The following is a 19,179-nucleotide window of genomic DNA, read 5'->3' as shown; positions in this document are numbered from 1 at the left end:
CTACCGTGTTCAGCCTGTTAGAGCTGACTCACCTCGGTGGGTTCCTGCTGCTGACGGCCTGACAGCACCGTTCACTTCACAGGCGAACCGGGCGTATCCCGCCCTTAACACATTGATCGCGCCGACCACATCGGCGTTTTCTTTGAAACCACACTCGACACATAGGAACTGAGCCTGCGTCTGCCGGTTGTCCTTGCAGACATGAGCACAGCATGGGCAGGTCTGGCTTGTGTAGTGCGGCGGGACCGCAACGAGGTATCCACCCTTCCACGCCAACTTGTAGTCCAGTTGCCGCCGAAACTCGAACCAACCTTGGTCGAGGATAGATTTGTTCAGGCCGGACTTGGCCCGAACATTCTTGCCGGCCTGCTCGCTGTCGCCTGCCGATGACTTGGACATATTCCTAACCTGCAAGTCCTCGACACACACCATCGCGTGGTTTTTGCTGATGCTGGATGTGGTTTTGTGCAGGTAGTCGCGGCGAGCGTTACCGATATGGCTGTGAATACGCTGGACGCGGGCTCTTGCCCTCTTCCAGTTGTTGCTGAATTTAACCTTATGGCTCATCACCTGCTGCGCTTTTCGCAGGCGGCTTTCATGCTGCCTGAAGCTGTTGAGCGGTTTGAAGAACGTACCGTCTGAGAGCGTGGCGAATCGGGTGATGCCCAAGTCGATACCCACGGCATCGCCTTGTGGGAATGACTGTTCTACCTCGCGCTCCGTCTGGATACTCGCGTACCATTTGCCGCAAGACTGGCTAATGGTGATGTTCTTTGCCTTGCCCAGAATATCGCGGCTGTTGCGGTAGCGTATCCAGCCCAGCTTGGGCAGGAAAATACGATTGTTGGTTTCGTCGATCTTCATCCCTTGTGGGTAACGAAAACTGTCAGATTTCCATTTCTTTTTAAAGCGCGGAAACTCAGCTCGTTTGGCAAAAAAATTAGCGTAGCTGCGTTCCAAATCTTTGAGTGTCTGCTGAAGCGCCTGAGATGGCGTCTCAGACAGCCAATTGGTTTCTGGATGATCTTTCCATTCAACCAATTGCTTGCATACACCGGCATAGCCGAGTTTCTTCTCGCCCTGTTCGTAGCGCTTTTTCTGCAACGCCAGTGCCTTGTTGAAAACGAACCGACACGAACCCGCAAAACGGCGCATTTGCCGCTCCTGGCCGCCATCTGGCATCAGTTCGAACTTAAAGGCTTGGAGTCGTTTCATCGCTCGAATATAGGTTGGACCATGATTAATGACAATGATGTTAGGCGTGAAAACGCTCCCCTTGGCATCAAAAATCAGAACTTCAGAGCTCTGAGTTCGTACGAACGATCCGGCTGGCGGGCGGTGGCGGTCAGTGATTGGTTACTGTCGATGAAGTCGGTAGTCCGTTGATATATAGCTTAAAGATATCTATTGAAGAGAATAAATACCTTAAAAGAATAAGCAAAAGCATAAGGGCGACCACCCTTTCGTCAGGATCCGAGCAGGTAATCCCGGTACTTTCAGCCGCGGTTCAGCCTGTGCGCGCACCAAACCGTCAAAATAGCGTGCACATCACGACCCACTTAGCCGTTAATCACATCGCCTATCGAGGTCGCTTCATGAAAAAATTCCGCTTGCCTGGTCTGTTTTTCCTGGCCCAGGCCACCACCGCACTGGCTGCCGAAACCCCACCTGCCAATGATGACAAAGGCTTCTGGTACGCCCAGACCAGCGTCTACACCCGGCACTTCGCACCCGACCCGGAGCACAACAACAAGCAAGACTTGATCGGCCTGGAACGCAATGAGGCGTCGGGCCTGGTGTATGGCGGTGTGACCTTTCGCAACTCGTTCCGCCAGCGCTCGTACTACGCCTATGTGGGCAAGCGCTATGACATGGCGGACTACCCGGTGTACGCGAAGTTGACCGGCGGGCTGCTTCAGGGCTATCGCGGCGAGTACCGCGACAAGATCCCGTTGAACCGATTCGGCGTGGCGCCGGTGATCATTCCGTCGGTGGGCACGCATTACGGGCCGGTGGCGGCGGAGTTGGTGTTGCTGGGGTTCAATGCGGCGATGGTGACGACCGGGTTACGATTCTGAGCGTGCACAGTCCAAGGTGGGAGCGGCATTTAATAGTGTTTTTTTGCTCTGCTCAGGGCCGTGGGGCGTAGGCAAACACATCGGCGCGCATGCGGTGTGCATCCATGCCGGCGTTGACCAGGGCGTCCAGGGTGCCGTAGATCATTGCCGGTGAACCGCTGGCGTAGACATGCACGGTATTGAGATCGGCAATGTCTTCGCACACCGCCTCATGCAGCAAACCGCAACGCCCTTCCCAACCACACAAGTCGCTGACCACTTTGTGCAGGTACAGGTTGGGTAATTGCAGCCATTGATCCCAGTGATCGATCGCGTAGAAGTCTTCTGGCAGGCGCACGCCCCAGTACAGGTGTACCGGGTGCTTGAAGCCCGAAGCGCGGCAATGCTCGATCAAGCTGTGCATTTGCGCCATGCCGGTGCCGGCGGCCATCAGCACCAGCGGCCCATCGGGCAATTCAGCCAAGTGCGTGTCGCCAAACGGCAATTCGACGCGGGCCATCTGGTTGCGCTGCAATTGCTCGATCAGGCTGCGTGCGCTGTCTTCCCGCGCCAGTACATGCAACTCCAATTCACGCCCGGCGTGGGGTGCCGAGGCCAGGGAAAACGCCGATTTCTCGCCATTCTCCCGCTCGATCATGAGGTATTGCCCGGCGTGGTAACGCAGCGCCTTGCCGGCCGGGGCGCGCAGGCGCACACGCCACACATCGCCACCGACTTCCACACATTCGATCAATTGACACGACAGTTTGCGCAACGGTAGTTCTCCCGGCGCCAGTACCCCATCCCACAACACAATGCAGTCCTCCAACGGCTCGGCGATGCAGGTGTAGAACTCACCATGATCACGCACCTCACCGGTTTGCCTTACCCGGCCCTCCACCAGCAACGCCGCACAGACATGGCACACGCCATTGCGACAGGCTTGGGGGCACTCATAGCCCAGGCGGCGTGCGCCGTCGAGGATTCGCTCGCCAGGGAGCAGCTCCAGCACAGCACCGGAAGGTTGCAGGGTTACACGCATCAATCTATTCCCAATTCTTTCCAGATCGCATCGACACGCGCCGTTACGGCTTCATCCTTGACGATCACCCTGCCCCACTCGCGGGTAGTCTCACCCGGCCACTTGTGGGTGGCATCCAGGCCCATTTTCGAGCCCAGGCCCGACACCGGCGACGCAAAGTCGAGGTAGTCGATTGGCGTGTTATCGATCATCACCGTATCGCGCTTGGGGTCCATGCGCGTGGTGATGGCCCAGATCACGTCGTTCCAATCCCGGGCATTGATGTCGTCGTCGGTGACGATAACGAACTTGGTGTACATGAACTGTCGCAAAAACGACCACACACCCAGCATGACCCGCTTGGCATGCCCTGGGTACGACTTCTTCATGGTCACGATGGCCATGCGGTACGAGCAACCTTCGGGCGGCAGGTAGAAGTCGGTGATTTCCGGGAACTGCTTTTGCAGGATCGGCACGAACACTTCGTTGAGCGCCACGCCCAGGATGGCCGGCTCATCCGGTGGACGGCCAGTGTAGGTACTGTGGTAGATCGGCTTGACCCGATGGGTGATGCGCTCGACGGTGAACACCGGGAAGCTGTCGACTTCGTTGTAGTAGCCGGTGTGGTCGCCGTAAGGGCCTTCGTCGGCCATCTCGCCTGGATGAATCACGCCTTCGAGAATGATTTCAGCGGTGGCCGGTACTTGCAGATCGTTGCCGCGGCATTTGACCAGTTCGGTGCGGTTACCGCGCAGCAGGCCGGCGAAGGCGTATTCGGACAGGCTGTCGGGCACGGGGGTGACGGCGCCGAGAATAGTCGCCGGGTCTGCACCCAGGGCCACGGAAACCGGGAACGGCTTGCCGGGATGCTTCTCGCACCACTCACGGAAGTCGAGGGCGCCGCCACGGTGGCTCAGCCAGCGCATGATCACCTTGTTGCGGCCAATCACTTGCTGGCGGTAGATGCCGAGGTTCTGGCGGTCTTTGTTCGGGCCCTTGGTGACGGTCAGGCCCCAAGTGATCAGCGGGCCAACGTCGCCGGGCCAGCAGGTCTGTACCGGGAGCATGGCCAGGTCGACATCATCGCCTTCGATGATCACTTCCTGGCACACCGCGTCCTTGACCACCTTGGGGGCCATGGCAATGATCTTGCGGAAGATCGGCAGCTTCGACCAGGCGTCCTTCAAGCCCTTGGGCGGCTCGGGTTCCTTGAGAAAAGCCAGCAGCTTGCCGATTTCGCGCAGCTCGCTGACCGACTCGGCGCCCATGCCAAAGGCCACGCGCTCAGGGGTGCCAAACAGGTTGCCCAGCACCGGAATATCAAAGCCGGTCGGGTTCTCGAACAGCAGCGCCGGGCCCTTGTTGCGCAAGGTGCGGTCACAAATCTCAGTCATCTCCAGTACCGGAGAAATCGGCATCTGGATACGTTTCAACTCTCCGCGCTGCTCAAGTTGCTGCACGAAATCCCGAAGATCCTTGAATTTCATTAACCATGCCACCCGTAAAATAGGCGTACATCCTACCTGCTCTGAGGCTGACTGACAGCTTAATTGGCCGTCAACCCTCGCGATTGCAGCGAACTGAACAACGGCTCCAGGAACGCCTCGATGTGTCGCGCCCCCACGTCTGACAAGTGGTTATCATCGGTATAAAGAGCGCGACCATTCAGTTCCACGCGGCACAAGCCATCAGCGCCACACAGTTGAGGCGCAGGATCCAGCACCATCACGCCACTGTCAGCAACCGTCAGTTCGTCAAACAATTGCGTGATAAACGCCTGGCGCTTCACATGCTCGGACACGGGGAGCCCTTCACCGTCCACCGGCCGGTTCATCATTGCCAGGCGGCTGAGACGGTAAGGCACGATGATTTCCTGCAATGGCACTTCCTTGACCAACCAGACCCGATGCCCCGCAGCACGCAAGCTTTGGATGCGTTCGCGCAGGCCTTGGGCAAAGCGTTGTTCGGCGATGGCACGCACGTACTTGCCGGTGCCGGGATCCTTGAGCGCATGCTCCTTGTCACCCGACATTTGCCCATACACATACAGGCTCCAACGGGCCGCCAAGACCACGTCGCTGAACGTCTGCTCGGCCATGGCTTTCTCGACGCGATGGTTGAAATGCGCACACCGGGCAATATTTTCCAGGCCATCCAGCGGAATACAGCCGGCAAAACTGGCTTCGACCAAGCTGATATTGTGGCGGTCGGCGCCATCTTTGAGCGCCGGAATCAGCGCAGTGGCATGACTGTCGCCCCATATCAGCGCTGAGACGGACTGGCTTTTCGGGCCGAAATGGCAGAACAGTCGCTCATCCGGCGTGTCTTTGTCGGCCATGCACGCCATCAATTCCGGGCTCCACTTCTTCGCCTGGGCGAAACGCAACGCCTGTTCGGACAAGCGCGAAGGCACGCCATCGGATTCGCGTATCGCCAGGCCAGTAAAGCCAAGCCCCAATATACCGACCACGGCTGCAGCCAGAATCGCCTTGCGCCCGGCCAGCAAGCGTTTTTCCCGGAACGGCGTTTCCACAAAGCGCCAGGACAGGTAGCCCAGAACCAGCGAAAGCAGCATCAGCCCGGCCAGTTCCAGTGCGCTCAAGCCATCCACCGCAGCATAGTTGGCGTACACGAACACCGGCCAATGCCACAGGTACCAGGAATAGGAAATCAGTCCGATACCCACCATTACCCGCGTACTCAACAGGCGCCCAACCCAGGTGTGTTGTTGCCCGTTGGCCCAGATCAACCCGACGACACCGAGTACTGGCAGTAGCGCAGTCGCACCGGGAAAGGGGGTCGTCGCGTCGTAACCTACTACTGCGATCAGGATCAACGCCATGGAGGCCAGGCTGACTCCTTGTGCCAGGGCGGGCGAAGCGCGCCACTCACGCTTGGGCAAAACGGCCAGCATCGCACCGGCCAACAATTCCCAAGCCCGCAGGTGCAACAGGAAGAAGGCTTTTTGCGGCTCGTGCTGCACCGCCCAGACACTCATGCCGAAAGAGCCCAGCAACACCGCGAACAGCGCCAGGCGCCAGTGCTTCAAGCGGCTTGAAAGCAACGTCAGCAGCAGGGGGAAGAATATATAGAACTGCTCTTCCACCGCCAGTGACCACGTATGCAGCAAGGGCTTGATGTCAGAAGACACATCGAAGTAGCCGTGCTGGCGTGAGAACAACAGGTTGGAGGTAAAAGTCACCTGATAGTGCGCCGAGCGCCCCAGTTCCTCATAGTCCTTGGGCGCCAACAGAAACCAGCCCACAGCCAGCGTCGCCGCGATCATCACAAACAGTGCGGGCAAGATACGCCGAGCCCGGCGAGCCCAGAAGTCGATGAAACTGAAGCGTCCAGCCTGACGCTCACGCCAGATAATTGACGTAATCAAGAAGCCGGAGATGACGAAAAACACATCAACGCCAACAAAACCGCCAGTAATGCCAGGAACGCCAAAATGAAATAATACGACTGCGAGGACAGCAATGGCACGCAGGCCATCAATGTCTCTGCGGTAAGCAAGAGTGGTCATAAGAATGTGGTCAGTCTGTGACGAAAAGGATGAGCGTAGTCACGCGTCAATTTTTGTTACTAATCGGATACTTATGCCACAAATACGTACGAATCTCGACGCAAAAAAAATGGCGCCCCTTGCGGGGCGCCATTTTTTTGGACCTGAAACGCCGTATTACTTGCGTTTCATCGACAGGAAGAACTCGTCGTTGGTCTTGGTAGTTTTCAGCTTGTCGATCAGGAACTCGATGGCAGCCACTTCGTCCATCGGGTGCAGCAGCTTGCGCAGAATCCACATGCGCTGCAGTTCGTCGTCTGCGGTCAGCAACTCTTCGCGGCGAGTGCCGGAACGGTTGATGTTGATCGCAGGGAACACGCGTTTTTCAGCGATGCGACGGTCCAGGGGCAGTTCCATATTGCCGGTACCCTTGAACTCTTCGTAGATCACTTCGTCCATCTTCGAACCGGTTTCAACCAGCGCAGTGGCGATAATGGTCAGCGAGCCGCCTTCTTCGATGTTCCGAGCCGCACCGAAGAAACGCTTCGGTTTCTCCAGGGCGTGAGCATCGACACCACCGGTCAGCACCTTGCCGGAGCTTGGGATCACGGTGTTATAGGCACGCGCCAGACGCGTGATGGAGTCGAGCAGGATCACCACATCCTTCTTGTGTTCGACCAGGCGCTTGGCCTTCTCGATCACCATTTCGGCAACCTGCACGTGGCGGGTTGGCGGCTCATCGAACGTCGAGGCAACCACTTCGCCGCGCACGGTGCGCTGCATTTCGGTTACTTCTTCCGGACGCTCATCGATCAACAGCACGATCAGATGAACTTCAGGGTTGTTACGCGCGATGTTCGCTGCAATGTTCTGCAGCATGATCGTTTTACCGGCTTTCGGCGGTGCGACGATCAGGCCACGCTGGCCCTTGCCGATCGGGGCGCACAGATCGATCACACGACCGGTCAGGTCTTCGGTGGAACCGTTACCTGCTTCCATCTTCATGCGCACAGTCGGGAACAGCGGCGTCAGGTTCTCGAAGAGAATCTTGTTTTTCGCGTTCTCGGGACGATCGAAGTTGATCGTGTCGACCTTGAGCAGGGCGAAATAACGCTCGCCTTCCTTCGGGGGACGGATCTTGCCAACGATGGTATCGCCGGTGCGCAAGTTGAAGCGACGGATCTGGCTCGGCGAGACGTAGATATCGTCCGGGCCGGCAAGATAGGAAGCGTCTGCAGAGCGGAGGAAGCCGAAGCCGTCCTGGAGAATCTCCAGCACGCCATCACCGGAGATTTCCTCGCCGCTTTTCGCGTGCTTCTTGAGCAGGGAGAAAATCACGTCCTGCTTGCGCGAACGGGCCATATTTTCTATGCCCATTTCTTCGGCCAATTGGAGCAGGTCGGTAATCGGCTTTTGCTTGAGTTCAGTCAGATTCATATAGGAATGACGTAATCATTTATGGAGGGGGGAAATTAAGCTTTTGGCTTAATGAGGCCGCGCCGCAGAGAAGGCGACAGGATCGCGTACTAATCGAAAAGGAATGCGTCGGCGACGGCTTGCAGGGGGCAGTGGAGAAACCAGTGCGGGGCCGAATGTACCACCTGAATTTCTGAGCGTCTAGCCCTGCTTAACGAAAAAGCCCCGCTATTTGCGGGGCTTTTTCGATGACGCTTAGATGTTCGCGTCGAGGAAAGCTTGCAGCTGGGACTTCGACAGCGCGCCTACCTTAGTGGCTTCGACGTTGCCGTTCTTGAACAGCATCAGCGTAGGAATACCGCGCACGCCATGCTTGGCCGGAGTTTCCTGGTTGTCGTCGATGTTCAGTTTGGCAATGGTCAACTTGCCTTCGTAGGTGGTTGCAATGTCGTCCAGGACCGGAGCGATCATTTTGCAAGGGCCGCACCATTCAGCCCAGTAGTCAACCAGCACCGGGCCTTGAGCCTTGAGTACTTCGGCCTCAAAGGTCGCGTCGGTGACGTGCTTGATAAGATCGTTGCTCATGGATGTCTCCGGAATGTAAGCAAAAAAAACGTGGCCCATCATAGCCGCCCTTACCCCGTTCAGGAAGCCGCGTCTGATTGAGTCTTGCTATGGCGTCGCATGAGTTTGGGTATACAACTCAGGGCGTCACGAACGCTATGCCCGTGCGTAACGCCGCATTGCGTACGTGTTCCTGCATGCTTTTCTGTGCCGCCGTGCGGGTACGCCGGGCCAGGGCGCGCAGGATTTTGCGATGCTCCTGCCAGGTTTCCATCGCCCGCTCCGGCCGGATGAACGGTAGTTTCTGGCTTTCCAGAAATACTTCGGCGCGGGCACTGAGGATGCTCACCATTGCCTGGTTGCCGCTGGCCAGCAGAATGCGTTGGTGAAATTCGAAGTCCAGCCGGGCGGCCGCTCCGAAGTCCCCCGCCTTGAGCACTGTGCGCATGGCTTCGACATTGTCTTCCAGACAGTCCAGCTCATCGATGGTCAATGTCACCGCTGCCAACCCCGCCGCGAAGCCCTCCAATGCGTACCGCAGTTGGAAGATCTCCAGCGCAGAGACCTGCGCCGCGAAGGGCCAGGCGAACCCCGGCGCCTCTTGCACTTGCTGCACGAACACACCCTTACCCGGCTGCACGCTGACCACGCCCAAGGCACTCAGGGACGACAACGCCTCGCGAAGCGACGCCCGACTGACTCCCAATTGCACCGCCAGGTCGCGCTGGGACGGCAATGCATCACCCGCCGCGAAGCCTTGCTCCTTGATCAGTTTGCGGATGGCCTGGAGAGCCGTTTCCGGTACGGCTTGGGCGATGGAATTCATAAAAAGCTCAGGGTTCCCGGTCGATGTGCGGCTAGTTGTAAAGCTATTCACAACTGGCTGCAAGCCACGCCCCAAAGGGGCTCGTGCAGTTTTATCGGCGCTCGAAAAGAGTGCAGAAAACGTGACCACTGTTCAGACCAGTAAGACCACCACGGCGCCGCAAACTCCGGCCTCACAGGCGATTCGATCGGTAATGGCATGGGCTGTGCACTGAGCAAATCCAGAAAATCCCCTCAGCCTTTTCGGAGAGTCGCCATGACCAAGCGCTACAGCGCCCTGCTCACTGCCCTGTTTGCCAGCCTGATGCTGGGCCACGCGCCCGCCCAGGCTAACGGTCTGGACGATATTGTCGCGCGCGGCACCCTCAAGGTCGCCGTGCCCCAGGACTTCCCGCCGTTCGGCTCGGTCGGCCCCGACATGCAGCCCCGCGGCCTGGACATCGATACCGCGAAGCTGCTGGCCGAGCAACTCAAGGTCAAGCTGGAGCTGACCCCGGTCAACAGCACCAACCGCATTCCATTCCTCACCACCGGCAAGGTCGACCTGGTGATTTCCAGCCTGGGCAAGAACGCCGAGCGCGAAAAGGTCATCGACTTCTCCAAAGCCTACGCGCCGTTTTACCTGGCCGTGTTCGGTCCGCCTGATGCCGCCATCGCCAGCACCGACGACCTGAAGGGCAAGACCATCAGTGTGACCCGTGGCGCCATCGAGGATATCGAGCTGACTGCGGTGGCGCCCAAGGAAGCCACGATCAAGCGCTTTGAAGACAACAACTCAACCATCGCCGCCTACCTGGCCGGCCAGGTCGACCTGATCGCCAGCGGCAACGTAGTCATGGTCGCAATCAGCGAACGCAACCCCAAACGCGTACCGGCGCTGAAGGTAAAGCTCAAGGATTCGCCCGTGTACGTGGGCGTGAACAAGAACGAGCCGGCGTTGCTGGAGAAGGTCAACCAGATCCTCGTCACCGCCAAGGCTGACGGTAGCCTGGAAAAGAACGCAATGCAGTGGCTCAAAGAACCGCTGCCTGCTGATCTCTGAAGCGGAGCTGATTGATGGCCTATCAATTCGACTTTGTGCCAGTGCTGGCCAATACCGACCTGCTGTTGCGCGGCGCGCTGTTCACCCTTGAGCTGACGGCCATCGGCGCCATCCTCGGGGTTGCGCTGGGCACCCTCGGCGCCGTGGTACGAGCGTGGAAGATCCAGCCGTTTGCGCGGATCTTTGGTGTGTATGTCGAGTTGATCCGCAACACGCCGTTCCTGGTGCAGTTGTTCTTCATCTTCTTTGGCCTGCCGTCCCTGGGGCTGAAGATCACCGAGTGGCAAGCCGCCGTGCTGGCGATGGTGATAAATCTGGGGGCTTATTCAACCGAGATCCTCCGCGCCGGTGTACAGGCTATCCCGCGCGGGCAACTAGAGGCGGCTGCAGCGCTGGCGATGACGCGCTTCGAAGCGTTCCGCCATGTGGTTCTGCTACCGGCGCTGGGCAAGGTGTGGCCGGCCCTGAGCAGCCAGATCATCATCGTGATGCTCGGTTCGGCGGTGTGTTCGCAGATTGCCACCGAAGAGCTGAGCTTTGCCGCTAACTTTATCCAGTCGCGTAATTTCCGTGCGTTTGAAACCTATGCGCTGACCACCCTGGTGTACCTGTGCATGGCGCTGATGATTCGCCAGTTGCTCAACTGGATCGGCCGACGGTTTGTGATGAGGAACAGCCGATGAGTGATTTTTCATTCTGGGATATCGTGCGCAACCTGTTCACCGGCCTGCAATGGACGCTGCTGCTGTCCTTGGTGGCGTTTGTGGGCGGCGGCCTGATCGGCTTGTTGGTGATGACGATGCGCATCAGCCGCAAAGCTTTCCCGCGTGCTGTTGCCCGCACCTATATCGAACTGTTCCAGGGCACACCGTTGCTGATGCAGCTGTTTCTGGTGTTTTTCGGCGTTGCCCTGCTCGGCGTGGATATATCGCCCTGGCTGGCAGCGGCGATTGCCTTGACCCTGTTTACCAGCGCTTACCTGGCTGAAATCTGGCGCGGCTGCGTAGATTCCATTGCCAACGGGCAATGGGAAGCCTCGGCCAGCCTGGCCCTTAACCCGCTTGAGCAACTGCGTTATGTGATCCTGCCCCAGGCGCTGCGCATTGCGGTCGCGCCAACGGTGGGTTTCTCGGTGCAGGTGGTCAAAGGCACCGCCGTGACCTCGATCATCGGCTTCACCGAACTGACCAAGACCGGCGGCATGCTCGCCAACGCCACCTTCGAGCCATTCATGGTCTACGGCCTAGTGGCCCTTGGTTATTTCCTGCTCTGCTACCCCTTGTCCCTCAGTGCGCGCTACCTGGAAAGGAGACTGCATGCCTCTGCTTAGAATTTCTGCCCTGCATAAGTATTACGGCGATCACCACGTCCTCAAGGGCATCGACCTGACGGTGGATGAAGGCCAGGTGGTGGCGATCATCGGCCGCAGCGGCTCGGGCAAGTCCACCCTGCTGCGCACCCTCAATGGCCTGGAGTCGATCAACGATGGCGTGATTGAAGTCGATGGCGAATACCTCGACGCCGCCCGCGCCGACCTGCGCAGCCTGCGGCAAAAAGTCGGCATGGTGTTCCAGCAGTTCAACCTGTTCCCACACCTGACCGTCGGTGAAAACGTGATGTTGGCGCCCCAAGTGGTGCAGAAAGTGCCCAAGGCCAAGGCGGCACAACTGGCAAGGCAGATGCTCGAACGGGTCGGGCTGGGTGAGAAGTTCGACGCCTTCCCCGATCGTTTATCCGGTGGCCAGCAGCAACGGGTGGCGATTGCTCGGGCGTTGGCCATGTCACCCAAGGTGCTGTTGTGCGATGAGATTACGTCGGCCCTGGACCCGGAGTTGGTCAATGAAGTGCTCAGTGTGGTGCGCCAACTGGCCCAGGACGGCATGACCCTGATCATGGTGACCCACGAAATGCGCTTTGCCAGGGAAGTCGGCGACAAACTGGTGTTCATGCATCAGGGTAAAGTGCATGAAACCGGCGACCCCAAGGTATTGTTTGCCAACCCGAGAACACCTGAGCTCGCCAATTTCATTGGTTCGGTGGAGCCGCCCGCCTGATCTTTCAGGCGCAGGGAACCCTCTCAACACTTCCCCGCCCCTCCAGCGAGGTTTCGTTGCCTACGGCCAGCCCGCTCGCTGGCAGATAAGTGTCGATACTGACCAAGGCAGTCAAGCGACGCCCCGATACTGGAGCGCCGCCGGCTTGCGTGCAAAGCACCACGCCTGGCAACAGGCGACCCTTTGCGGACTCATCAGGCCGGTACAGTGAACGTAACTCCACGTCCCGTCCGTCCACTTGGGCCTGCTGAAGATTCAGGATGAAGTGCCCGTCGCGCCCAAACCGAAACCCCCTGGTTCCCGCAGGTACCCCCGTGAAGCGTATCGCCATCGGTGTCTCATCGGCGCAGTCCACGGTCAGCCTGAGCGTGCGATGACCCAAGGAAAACTGTGGGTGCCCGGACTGCTCACCCAATAATTCAGCACGACGAATAACCCCGTAGTCGACTGTGGGTTGGCTCAACGACACTCGACACTGGCTGGCATAAGCAGCACTGGGCATAAGCCCGACAAGCAGCAGGTAAAGCAAAAGCCCGAGACCCAAGCGCCCGGATACAAAAGGACTGCCCGACTCACTGTGCACGGCAGACCGCCGAGGCTGTTTCATAAAGTTTGTCTTCATCGGTTTCTGGCTCAGGGTTCAATTGAAACGAGCAGGCGGGTCCATCCCCACTGGAAATGCTCAAGACCTGCGGCTCATCCAGGTTGTTCAGAAACACCATGCCTTCGCCCACTACGCTGGTCAGGAAGACATTGTTCTTGGCGAAAACCGCAGCACCTTGTGGTAAGGGCTGCCCTTGCTCGTCACGCACTTCAAGCAGCAGACGGCGCACCTTTATCACTTCAAATTCAACCGTATTGAAAGAGCCGCGCCCGACTGCAAGGGTCTTGGTACCGTTTTTCAAATCAATTCGCCTTGGCAGCGACTGGGTCTGCACTTCCACGCTGCTGCTCTGGTAGGGCGGCAGGCTGGCGATCACCGCTTGCCCGCCGGAATCCGTCCAAACCGGCCCCTGTGGGGTCGAAACCTTTGCAGACCGGACATCACCCACCGAAACAATGCCGAAGGTATCCTGGACGGCATAGGGCGAGAACGTCAGACCCTGCTCATGCGCCACCACCCCGCCCTGCAATTGGCTCGCATACCCTGTGCCCAACGAGTCGCGCCGCATACCCAACGAGAACTGTGTATAACGCGGAGTTACATTCACCCGCCCGTGAACAGACTGTTCCCGACTGGCTTGCTCACGTGCCATACCCACCTCATAGTTCACGGCATCGTTGACCCGCTCACTGAATGTGGTACCCAGCTCAACCCTGTCGTCCCGGCGACTGGCATAGGACCTGACACTGCGGCTCTCTCCGAACGCAACAGTGACCTCCAGCCGAACGGAAAGATCTTTACCGGGCTCTCGCCTGCGTTGCTCGCGCTCGTCTCGTCGAGCGCTACGTGCCCTGGAACCACCCACTCGGGAATCGGCAATCAACGCCACACGCGTACCGCTGAAATCACGGTTCCACGCGGCAAACAAATGTTCGGCTGACTGCCCGTCAAACTGCGAGCCGTGAGAGTAATTAAGGGAAAAACCTCCCAGTTGCGGGTTCGCCCAACTCACCCCAAAGGTATATTGGCTTTTGAATCGGGAGTTCAGGTCATCACGCCCCATCGACCGCCCAGCCTCAAGCAAGTCGCGATAACCCCTCGTACGGGTGGTAGCACTCGCACTCAGTTCGATATTGGCAGTCAGTGGGCTTCCCAAGGAAATCGCGCGCTGCGCCCCGCTGACATTCCCTATATTGTCGCGAGACAGGTTCTGGTTAACCGCGATCGATAGCCGCTGGAAAAAAATGCTACTCAGTGTTCCTCCCGCCGCGTGATAAGCATCAGTGCTCATCAAGCCGAACCCCAACGACGAATCACGCCCTAACCCCCAGGTTCCGCTTCCCATCGCGACTACCGGTGGCTCACCATCTTCCAGCTTGGCTCCCCGTACCTTCCCGAGTGAAAAGTGATAGCCGGGCTCTACCTGAAACGCGCCACGAAAAGACGCGGCTGGAACTGTGAACCTATGACTGCCGCCGCGCGTACCGACAACACTCACTTCAAGATCACTGGTGCCATTGAGCAAAACCAAGCCGGTGAACCTGAAAGGCCCTGCGGGCACCAGCGTCGTATGAATCAATACCCCGGCCTGGCGTACTTCGACCCGCGACGAGTCTTGTGCCAGACCTTCTACCACCACCGAGCTGCCAGCCCCTGCGGCGCGTGATCGACCGTCGGGAGAAAGTTGGAAACCAGAGAGCTGCAGGCCGCCGAATATCGGGTTATTAGTGGAGATCTGGCCGACCTGAAAGGTACTTTTCAGCGCTTCAAAGTCGCGCTGGGCATAGGCATTCACGTGCTCGCTGCGACTCTTGCCATTGTCGGACACATAGAACTGCCGACTGCGGATTACCCAGTTTCCCAGGTTGAACCCGGCCTCGGTATAGGCGGACACAGAGCGGGCAGAGTCATTGCGCGTACGCTCCCCGAACCCCTGCACGTCGTAATTGAACACGGCCGCCGTGCCACCCTGGGAAAAATTCCCGCCATCCCAATCTTGCTCGCGTACCGACTGAGTGGGTACAACCAGCGAGACCTCATCACTGCCGGGGCGCAGCTTGAGGATAGTCGCGGGATACTCACCCAAAAAATCATGGCACGCCTGACTGGGCGTGATGCCCTGGCGAACAATGCCAGCAGGGATCCGCAAACCAGCCTTTTCCAGCAGTTGCGGGGTGAAACATAGCTGCCCATCGTAATCGAATCGCGCTTCCACAAGACCCAACGGGTTACCGTTGACCCGCAGCCCCACCACATGGACGCCCTCACGAAAACGCGCGGTACTTCTAAAAAAATCGGCAACCTTGGGGTCAATCCCGTGCGCGGACAATACCGCAAGGTCAAAGCCTTCTCCGAGGGGCTGGGAGTAGGCAGGTACACTGCAAAGTGTCGCAAGCCCGATGACAACCTTTGATCCGTACACTCGGGAAATCGATACCCACCTGGGTATCATGGGAGGGTGCCAGCTCCCCATATTGGTAGCCTTGCTCATAGGCTGGTCAACTCTCGTCGACAACGACCGGTGCCTTGTAGACCGGTGCCGAGTAGCCATAGACCGTCGCTGGCTGAATCTCGATGGCGTTGACCCCTTCGAGCACCCCATCGACCGTGGTGGAGAGGGCTTCACCTGGCAGGATGTATGTGCGCGGCAGCACACCTAACTGCCTCAACGGGAGTAGTTGCACCTCCAGCCCCATGCGTATCACATAGGCGCTGTTGTTATGCACCGTAAGGCGATTGCCCTGCAGTCTCCACTCAAGCAATGTCCAGGGCTCTTGATGCTTGGGTAAACCACGCGGATGCAGGATCAATGGCAGGTCCTGGCGAATGGTTATACCAATGCTCGAACGACCATCAGCGCGCGCTTGAGGGATTCCTTCAAACGTAATGCGTTTCAAACGCTGAGTCTCGAGCGGCTCCTTCAAGGTACTGATCAGGCGCACCAACTGCACTTCACCCGGCTCGACCCGCGCAATAGGGGGAGTCACGATTAGCAGCGGCGCTGGGTCCTCTGGAAGGTTGTGAATGACCGAGTGAAGTAAAGCTGCGCCGGCGTCGGTATTCCTGACGTTTATCGTCGCCTCGCCGTCTGCCTCATAAAGAATGACAACCGATGTTTCCGGCTCCATACCAGCAGCCATCACATTGCCCAGTAGTAAATAAGAAAGACTTACCCCACCGAGCACGGCAACAATCGCACTTAAAAGACAACGCATCGAGTTGCACCTACCCATAAATAAACATAAATAAACGTATAAAGCTCAGGCAGGCCCGAACAGCCCGCACGCCTTTACCTCACCAAGAGGCTGCGATGCGGGCTTTTTTACTGTTTTAGATTCGAGTGACGATTAACGTGGCCAACCCGTTCAAAGGGACATCGTTGCTCAGGTTCAACTCACTGCCACGATTGATGACAGCCTTGACTGCAAGCGTGGCTGTAATTGAGCTCACGAACGCGGGTGTCGCGGCCGTAGTACGGCTCCAGGAATGCTGATAAGGATGCTTGTCGATCCGACCGTTGCCGTTATATAGCCAAGCGCCAGACCCACTTGCCCTTCTAATCGGATACAAGGCGGTGCCTTGGCTGCTCAGGGTTGAGAACCTGACGGAATAGCCACCCGTACGTTTGCCTGCAACCAGGCCCAGGCCAAAGTTCTGGCTTTCGACAAACCCTGTGCCGAGAATGCCGGTCACCGTGCTGCTCGGCTGCAAATCAGTGACAGACAGCGCCATCTGCGCAGCCGTTGAGCCGCAGTTTACCGTGAGCGGCAGCGTTTTCTCCGGCAATGGGTAATAAGCGTTCGGCGGTATGCTCGACGCGCTGATTGGGCCGTAGTTGACCTCACCACCGGTTGCACCAAGGTGCACTGTGCACGCTGCTGGCTTAATGGTGCCGATGACCCTCAGGTTGGCCGAGTTTCCCGTATCGGCATTTACGCCAAGGGATGCCGCCGAGCAAACAAGCCCCATTGTCAAACCCGCTATCTTCTTCATATTTGACTCGCCAATAAAAGTTATTGGGCGCTCTTTACTCTCGCCATGGCAATTCCATCGCCCACCGGCTCATCGTCCTGAACATACCTGACCATAAATAAATAACACCACGGCAGAATTGCCGAGTGACAGTCTGTACCTTTCAGACTTAACAAAAATATAAGACAACACCTGCGTTACTGTCGGAACGATAAATAATAACCGCACCCTTAGTTTCCATTACGGGTAGTCCTAAACTAAATAACCAATAAAACATCGATCTTCACGGCGTAGGTTTTATCTTGATTCATGCTCGAAACAATCAACGTTAAAACCACCTACAGTTCTCTACATGCGCTCGACGAAAATATAAGAAGCCACCCTATAGCTCCCCTACAAATTCCTATAGACAGCTTCAGAGAAAATCCTGAAGCACAACGCGTTGGCTCCAGCGGTCGATCGTGGCACGATGGTGAGGTTATCGACCGAGACTCCCAAACCATGCCGCAATCCCAAGCCAAGAATCTGTCCTTGATCGCCGCCATCGACCTGGGCTCCAACAGCTTTCACATGGTCGTGGCCAAGGCCCAGAACGGCGAGATCCGCATCCTTGAGCGGCTCGGCGAGAAAGTGCAACTGGCTGCCGGGATCGACGACGAGCGCAAGCTCAATGAAGAATCCATGCAGCGCGGGCTCGATTGCCTCAAGCGCTTTGCGCAACTGATCAACGGCATGCCCCCTGGTGCTGTACGTATCGTCGGCACCAACGCACTACGTGAAGCCCGAAACCGCAACGAGTTCATCCATCGCGCCGAGGAAATCCTCGGGCATCCGGTTGAAGTCATCTCGGGCCGTGAAGAGGCCCGCCTGATCTACCTCGGTGTGTCCCACACCCTGGCCGATACGCCTGGCAAGCGCCTGGTGGCGGACATCGGCGGCGGCAGTACCGAGTTCATCATCGGCCAGCGCTTTGAACCACTGCTGCGTGAAAGTCTGCAGATGGGGTGCGTGAGTTTCACCCAACGTTATTTCAAGGACGGCAAGATCACGCCAGCGCGCTATGCCCAGGCCTACACGGCAGCGCGGCTGGAGATCATGAGCATCGAACACGCCCTGCACCGCCTGACCTGGGATGAGGCCATCGGCTCATCCGGCACCATCCGCGCCATCGGCCTGGCCTTGAAGGCTGGCGGCCATGGCACTGGCGAGGTGAACGCTGAAGGCCTGGCGTGGCTCAAGCGCAAGCTGTTCAAGCTGGGGGATGCGGAAAAAATCGACTTCGAAGGCATCAAGCCCGATCGTCGCGCCATCTTCCCTGCAGGCCTGGCGATACTCGAAGCCATCTTCGACGCACTCGAACTGCAACGCATGGACCACTGTGACGGCGCCCTGCGTGAAGGTGTGCTCTACGACCTGCTGGGCCGTCACCACCACGAAGACGTGCGTGAGCGAACCCTCAGCTCGCTGATGGAGCGTTACCACGTCGACCTGGAACAAGCAGCCCGTGTGGAGCGCAAAGCCTTGCACGCCTTCGACCAGGTGGCCGCGGACTGGGACCTGGAAGACGGCGTCTGGCGTGAGTTGCTGGGTTGGGCAGCCAAGGTGCATGAAGTGGGCCTGGACATCGCCCACTACCATTACCACAAGCATGGCGCGTACCTGATCGAGCACTCGGACCTGGCCGGTTTCTCCCGGGAAGACCAGCAGATGCTCGCGTTGCTGGTACGCGGCCATCGTCGCAATATCCCCAAGGACAAGTTTGCCGAGTTCGGCAAAGACGGCATCAAGCTGATTCGCCTGTGTGCGTTGTTGCGCTTTGCGATCCTGTTCCACCACATCCGTGGTACCCAGGAAATGCCTCAGGTAAAACTGCACGCCGATGGCGACAGCCTGGACGTGGTATTCCCGAAAGGCTGGCTGGATGAAAACCAGTTGACCCAGGCGGACTTCGCCCAGGAAGCGGAATGGCTGACGCGGGTGGGGTTTAGCCTGAATCTGCGCTGAGGCGATCTAACCAACACCAAAATACAAATGTGGGAGCGGGCTTGCTCGCGAATGCGGTGGATCAGTCAATGCATCTGGTGACTGATACTCCGCATTCGCGAGCAAGCCCGCT

Annotated in this window: 16 protein-coding genes; 6 read left to right on the top strand and 10 right to left on the bottom strand. The window is 58.1% G+C overall.

The window, feature by feature from the left end; translation table 11 throughout:
• Positions 1 to 9: 9 nt before the first annotated feature.
• Positions 10 to 1,215 (bottom strand): RNA-guided endonuclease InsQ/TnpB family protein, encoded by a 1,206-nt coding sequence (locus FRT59_RS12215; RefSeq protein ID WP_153871318.1) that lies wholly within the window; start codon positions 1,213 to 1,215, stop codon positions 10 to 12.
• A 380-nt stretch (positions 1,216 to 1,595) separates the two neighbouring features.
• Here FRT59_RS12215 and FRT59_RS12210 point away from each other — a divergent pair, with 380 nt between their 5' ends.
• The gene (locus FRT59_RS12210; RefSeq protein WP_153871317.1) at positions 1,596 to 2,078 is read left to right on the top strand and encodes a sn-glycerol-3-phosphate transporter; all 483 of its coding nucleotides are present in this window, start codon (positions 1,596 to 1,598) and stop codon (positions 2,076 to 2,078) included.
• A gap of 52 nt (positions 2,079 to 2,130) precedes the next feature.
• Here the strand turns inward: FRT59_RS12210 and FRT59_RS12205 are convergent, their stop codons facing one another.
• The 6 genes from FRT59_RS12205 to FRT59_RS12180 all read right to left on the bottom strand — a co-directional run bounded on the left by FRT59_RS12205 (position 2,131) and on the right by FRT59_RS12180 (position 9,392).
• Positions 2,131 to 3,099, bottom strand: coding sequence for a CDP-6-deoxy-delta-3,4-glucoseen reductase (locus FRT59_RS12205; RefSeq protein ID WP_153871316.1), 969 nt, complete (start codon positions 3,097 to 3,099; stop codon positions 2,131 to 2,133).
• Entirely contained in the window at positions 3,099 to 4,565 is a 1,467-nt protein-coding gene (gene ubiD, locus FRT59_RS12200; protein WP_153871315.1) for a 4-hydroxy-3-polyprenylbenzoate decarboxylase, read from the bottom strand. The genes FRT59_RS12205 and ubiD overlap by 1 nt, the downstream gene beginning before the upstream one ends.
• A gap of 59 nt (positions 4,566 to 4,624) precedes the next feature.
• The gene (locus FRT59_RS12195; protein WP_153837389.1) at positions 4,625 to 6,607 is read right to left on the bottom strand and encodes an acyltransferase family protein; all 1,983 of its coding nucleotides are present in this window, start codon (positions 6,605 to 6,607) and stop codon (positions 4,625 to 4,627) included.
• Between the two features lie 156 nt (positions 6,608 to 6,763).
• A complete protein-coding gene (gene rho, locus FRT59_RS12190; RefSeq protein WP_003176825.1) occupies positions 6,764 to 8,023 on the bottom strand; it encodes a transcription termination factor Rho in 1,260 nt (419 codons plus the stop codon).
• Positions 8,024 to 8,257: 234 nt separating this feature from the next.
• Entirely contained in the window at positions 8,258 to 8,587 is a 330-nt protein-coding gene (trxA, locus tag FRT59_RS12185; protein WP_003213989.1) for a thioredoxin TrxA, read from the bottom strand.
• 118 nt (positions 8,588 to 8,705) lie between these two features.
• Positions 8,706 to 9,392, bottom strand: a complete 687-nt coding sequence (locus tag FRT59_RS12180; RefSeq protein ID WP_034116348.1) for a FadR/GntR family transcriptional regulator — start codon at positions 9,390 to 9,392, stop codon at positions 8,706 to 8,708.
• A 255-nt stretch (positions 9,393 to 9,647) separates the two neighbouring features.
• On the opposite strand from FRT59_RS12180, the gene FRT59_RS12175 reads away from it, so the two are divergent.
• Genes FRT59_RS12175 through FRT59_RS12160 form a run of 4 tightly spaced genes read left to right on the top strand, consistent with a single transcriptional unit; the run spans position 9,648 to position 12,487 of the window.
• On the top strand, positions 9,648 to 10,433 hold the full coding sequence (locus FRT59_RS12175; RefSeq protein WP_034116349.1) for a transporter substrate-binding domain-containing protein: 786 nt from the start codon (positions 9,648 to 9,650) through the stop codon (positions 10,431 to 10,433).
• Between the two features lie 14 nt (positions 10,434 to 10,447).
• A complete protein-coding gene (locus tag FRT59_RS12170; RefSeq protein ID WP_153871314.1) occupies positions 10,448 to 11,116 on the top strand; it encodes an amino acid ABC transporter permease in 669 nt (222 codons plus the stop codon).
• Positions 11,113 to 11,763 carry an amino acid ABC transporter permease gene (locus FRT59_RS12165; protein ID WP_153871313.1) on the top strand — a complete coding sequence of 217 codons (651 nt, stop codon included), beginning with the start codon at positions 11,113 to 11,115 and terminating at the stop codon, positions 11,761 to 11,763. Before FRT59_RS12170 ends, FRT59_RS12165 begins: the two co-directional genes overlap by 4 nt.
• Positions 11,750 to 12,487: an amino acid ABC transporter ATP-binding protein gene (locus FRT59_RS12160; RefSeq protein WP_034116352.1), complete on the top strand. Its 738-nt coding sequence runs from the start codon at positions 11,750 to 11,752 to the stop codon at positions 12,485 to 12,487. The genes FRT59_RS12165 and FRT59_RS12160 overlap by 14 nt, the downstream gene beginning before the upstream one ends.
• Before the next feature lie 572 nt (positions 12,488 to 13,059).
• On the opposite strand, the gene FRT59_RS12155 is transcribed toward FRT59_RS12160, so the two are convergent.
• The 3 genes from FRT59_RS12155 to FRT59_RS12145 all read right to left on the bottom strand — a co-directional run bounded on the left by FRT59_RS12155 (position 13,060) and on the right by FRT59_RS12145 (position 17,084).
• Positions 13,060 to 15,543, bottom strand: a complete 2,484-nt coding sequence (locus FRT59_RS12155) for a fimbria/pilus outer membrane usher protein (RefSeq protein WP_153871462.1) — start codon at positions 15,541 to 15,543, stop codon at positions 13,060 to 13,062.
• Between the two features lie 46 nt (positions 15,544 to 15,589).
• Positions 15,590 to 16,306, bottom strand: a complete 717-nt coding sequence (locus tag FRT59_RS12150; RefSeq protein WP_153871312.1) for a fimbria/pilus chaperone family protein — start codon at positions 16,304 to 16,306, stop codon at positions 15,590 to 15,592.
• A gap of 115 nt (positions 16,307 to 16,421) precedes the next feature.
• The gene (locus tag FRT59_RS12145) at positions 16,422 to 17,084 is read right to left on the bottom strand and encodes a DUF1120 domain-containing protein (RefSeq protein WP_034116355.1); all 663 of its coding nucleotides are present in this window, start codon (positions 17,082 to 17,084) and stop codon (positions 16,422 to 16,424) included.
• 480 nt (positions 17,085 to 17,564) lie between these two features.
• On the opposite strand from FRT59_RS12145, the gene ppx reads away from it, so the two are divergent.
• The gene (ppx, locus tag FRT59_RS12140) at positions 17,565 to 19,067 is read left to right on the top strand and encodes an exopolyphosphatase (RefSeq protein ID WP_034116356.1); all 1,503 of its coding nucleotides are present in this window, start codon (positions 17,565 to 17,567) and stop codon (positions 19,065 to 19,067) included.
• Positions 19,068 to 19,179 lie beyond the last annotated feature (112 nt).

Source organism: Pseudomonas haemolytica (assembly GCF_009659625.1).
Lineage (GTDB): Bacteria > Pseudomonadota > Gammaproteobacteria > Pseudomonadales > Pseudomonadaceae > Aquipseudomonas > Aquipseudomonas haemolytica.
The sequence above is the reverse complement of the archived record's forward strand: the minus strand, read 5'-3'. Positions and strand labels throughout refer to the sequence as shown.

Bases quoted from the DNA above. Each gene is read 5' to 3' on its own strand.
- FRT59_RS12170 (WP_153871314.1), top strand. From the start codon at position 10,448: ATGGCCTATCAATTCGACTTTGTGCCAGTGCTGGCCAATACCGACCTG.
- ppx (WP_034116356.1), top strand. From the start codon at position 17,565: ATGCCGCAATCCCAAGCCAAGAATCTGTCCTTGATCGCCGCCATCGAC.
- FRT59_RS12145 (WP_034116355.1), bottom strand. From the start codon at position 17,084: ATGAAGAAGATAGCGGGTTTGACAATGGGGCTTGTTTGCTCGGCGGCA.
- FRT59_RS12160 (WP_034116352.1), top strand. From the start codon at position 11,750: ATGCCTCTGCTTAGAATTTCTGCCCTGCATAAGTATTACGGCGATCAC.
- FRT59_RS12215 (WP_153871318.1), bottom strand. From the start codon at position 1,215: ATGAAACGACTCCAAGCCTTTAAGTTCGAACTGATGCCAGATGGCGGC.
- trxA (WP_003213989.1), bottom strand. From the start codon at position 8,587: ATGAGCAACGATCTTATCAAGCACGTCACCGACGCGACCTTTGAGGCC.
- ubiD (WP_153871315.1), bottom strand. From the start codon at position 4,565: ATGAAATTCAAGGATCTTCGGGATTTCGTGCAGCAACTTGAGCAGCGC.
- FRT59_RS12195 (WP_153837389.1), bottom strand. From the start codon at position 6,607: ATGACCACTCTTGCTTACCGCAGAGACATTGATGGCCTGCGTGCCATT.
- FRT59_RS12165 (WP_153871313.1), top strand. From the start codon at position 11,113: ATGAGTGATTTTTCATTCTGGGATATCGTGCGCAACCTGTTCACCGGC.
- FRT59_RS12155 (WP_153871462.1), bottom strand. From the start codon at position 15,543: ATGATACCCAGGTGGGTATCGATTTCCCGAGTGTACGGATCAAAGGTT.
- FRT59_RS12205 (WP_153871316.1), bottom strand. From the start codon at position 3,099: ATGCGTGTAACCCTGCAACCTTCCGGTGCTGTGCTGGAGCTGCTCCCT.
- FRT59_RS12210 (WP_153871317.1), top strand. From the start codon at position 1,596: ATGAAAAAATTCCGCTTGCCTGGTCTGTTTTTCCTGGCCCAGGCCACC.
- FRT59_RS12150 (WP_153871312.1), bottom strand. From the start codon at position 16,306: ATGCGTTGTCTTTTAAGTGCGATTGTTGCCGTGCTCGGTGGGGTAAGT.
- FRT59_RS12175 (WP_034116349.1), top strand. From the start codon at position 9,648: ATGACCAAGCGCTACAGCGCCCTGCTCACTGCCCTGTTTGCCAGCCTG.
- FRT59_RS12180 (WP_034116348.1), bottom strand. From the start codon at position 9,392: ATGAATTCCATCGCCCAAGCCGTACCGGAAACGGCTCTCCAGGCCATC.
- rho (WP_003176825.1), bottom strand. From the start codon at position 8,023: ATGAATCTGACTGAACTCAAGCAAAAGCCGATTACCGACCTGCTCCAA.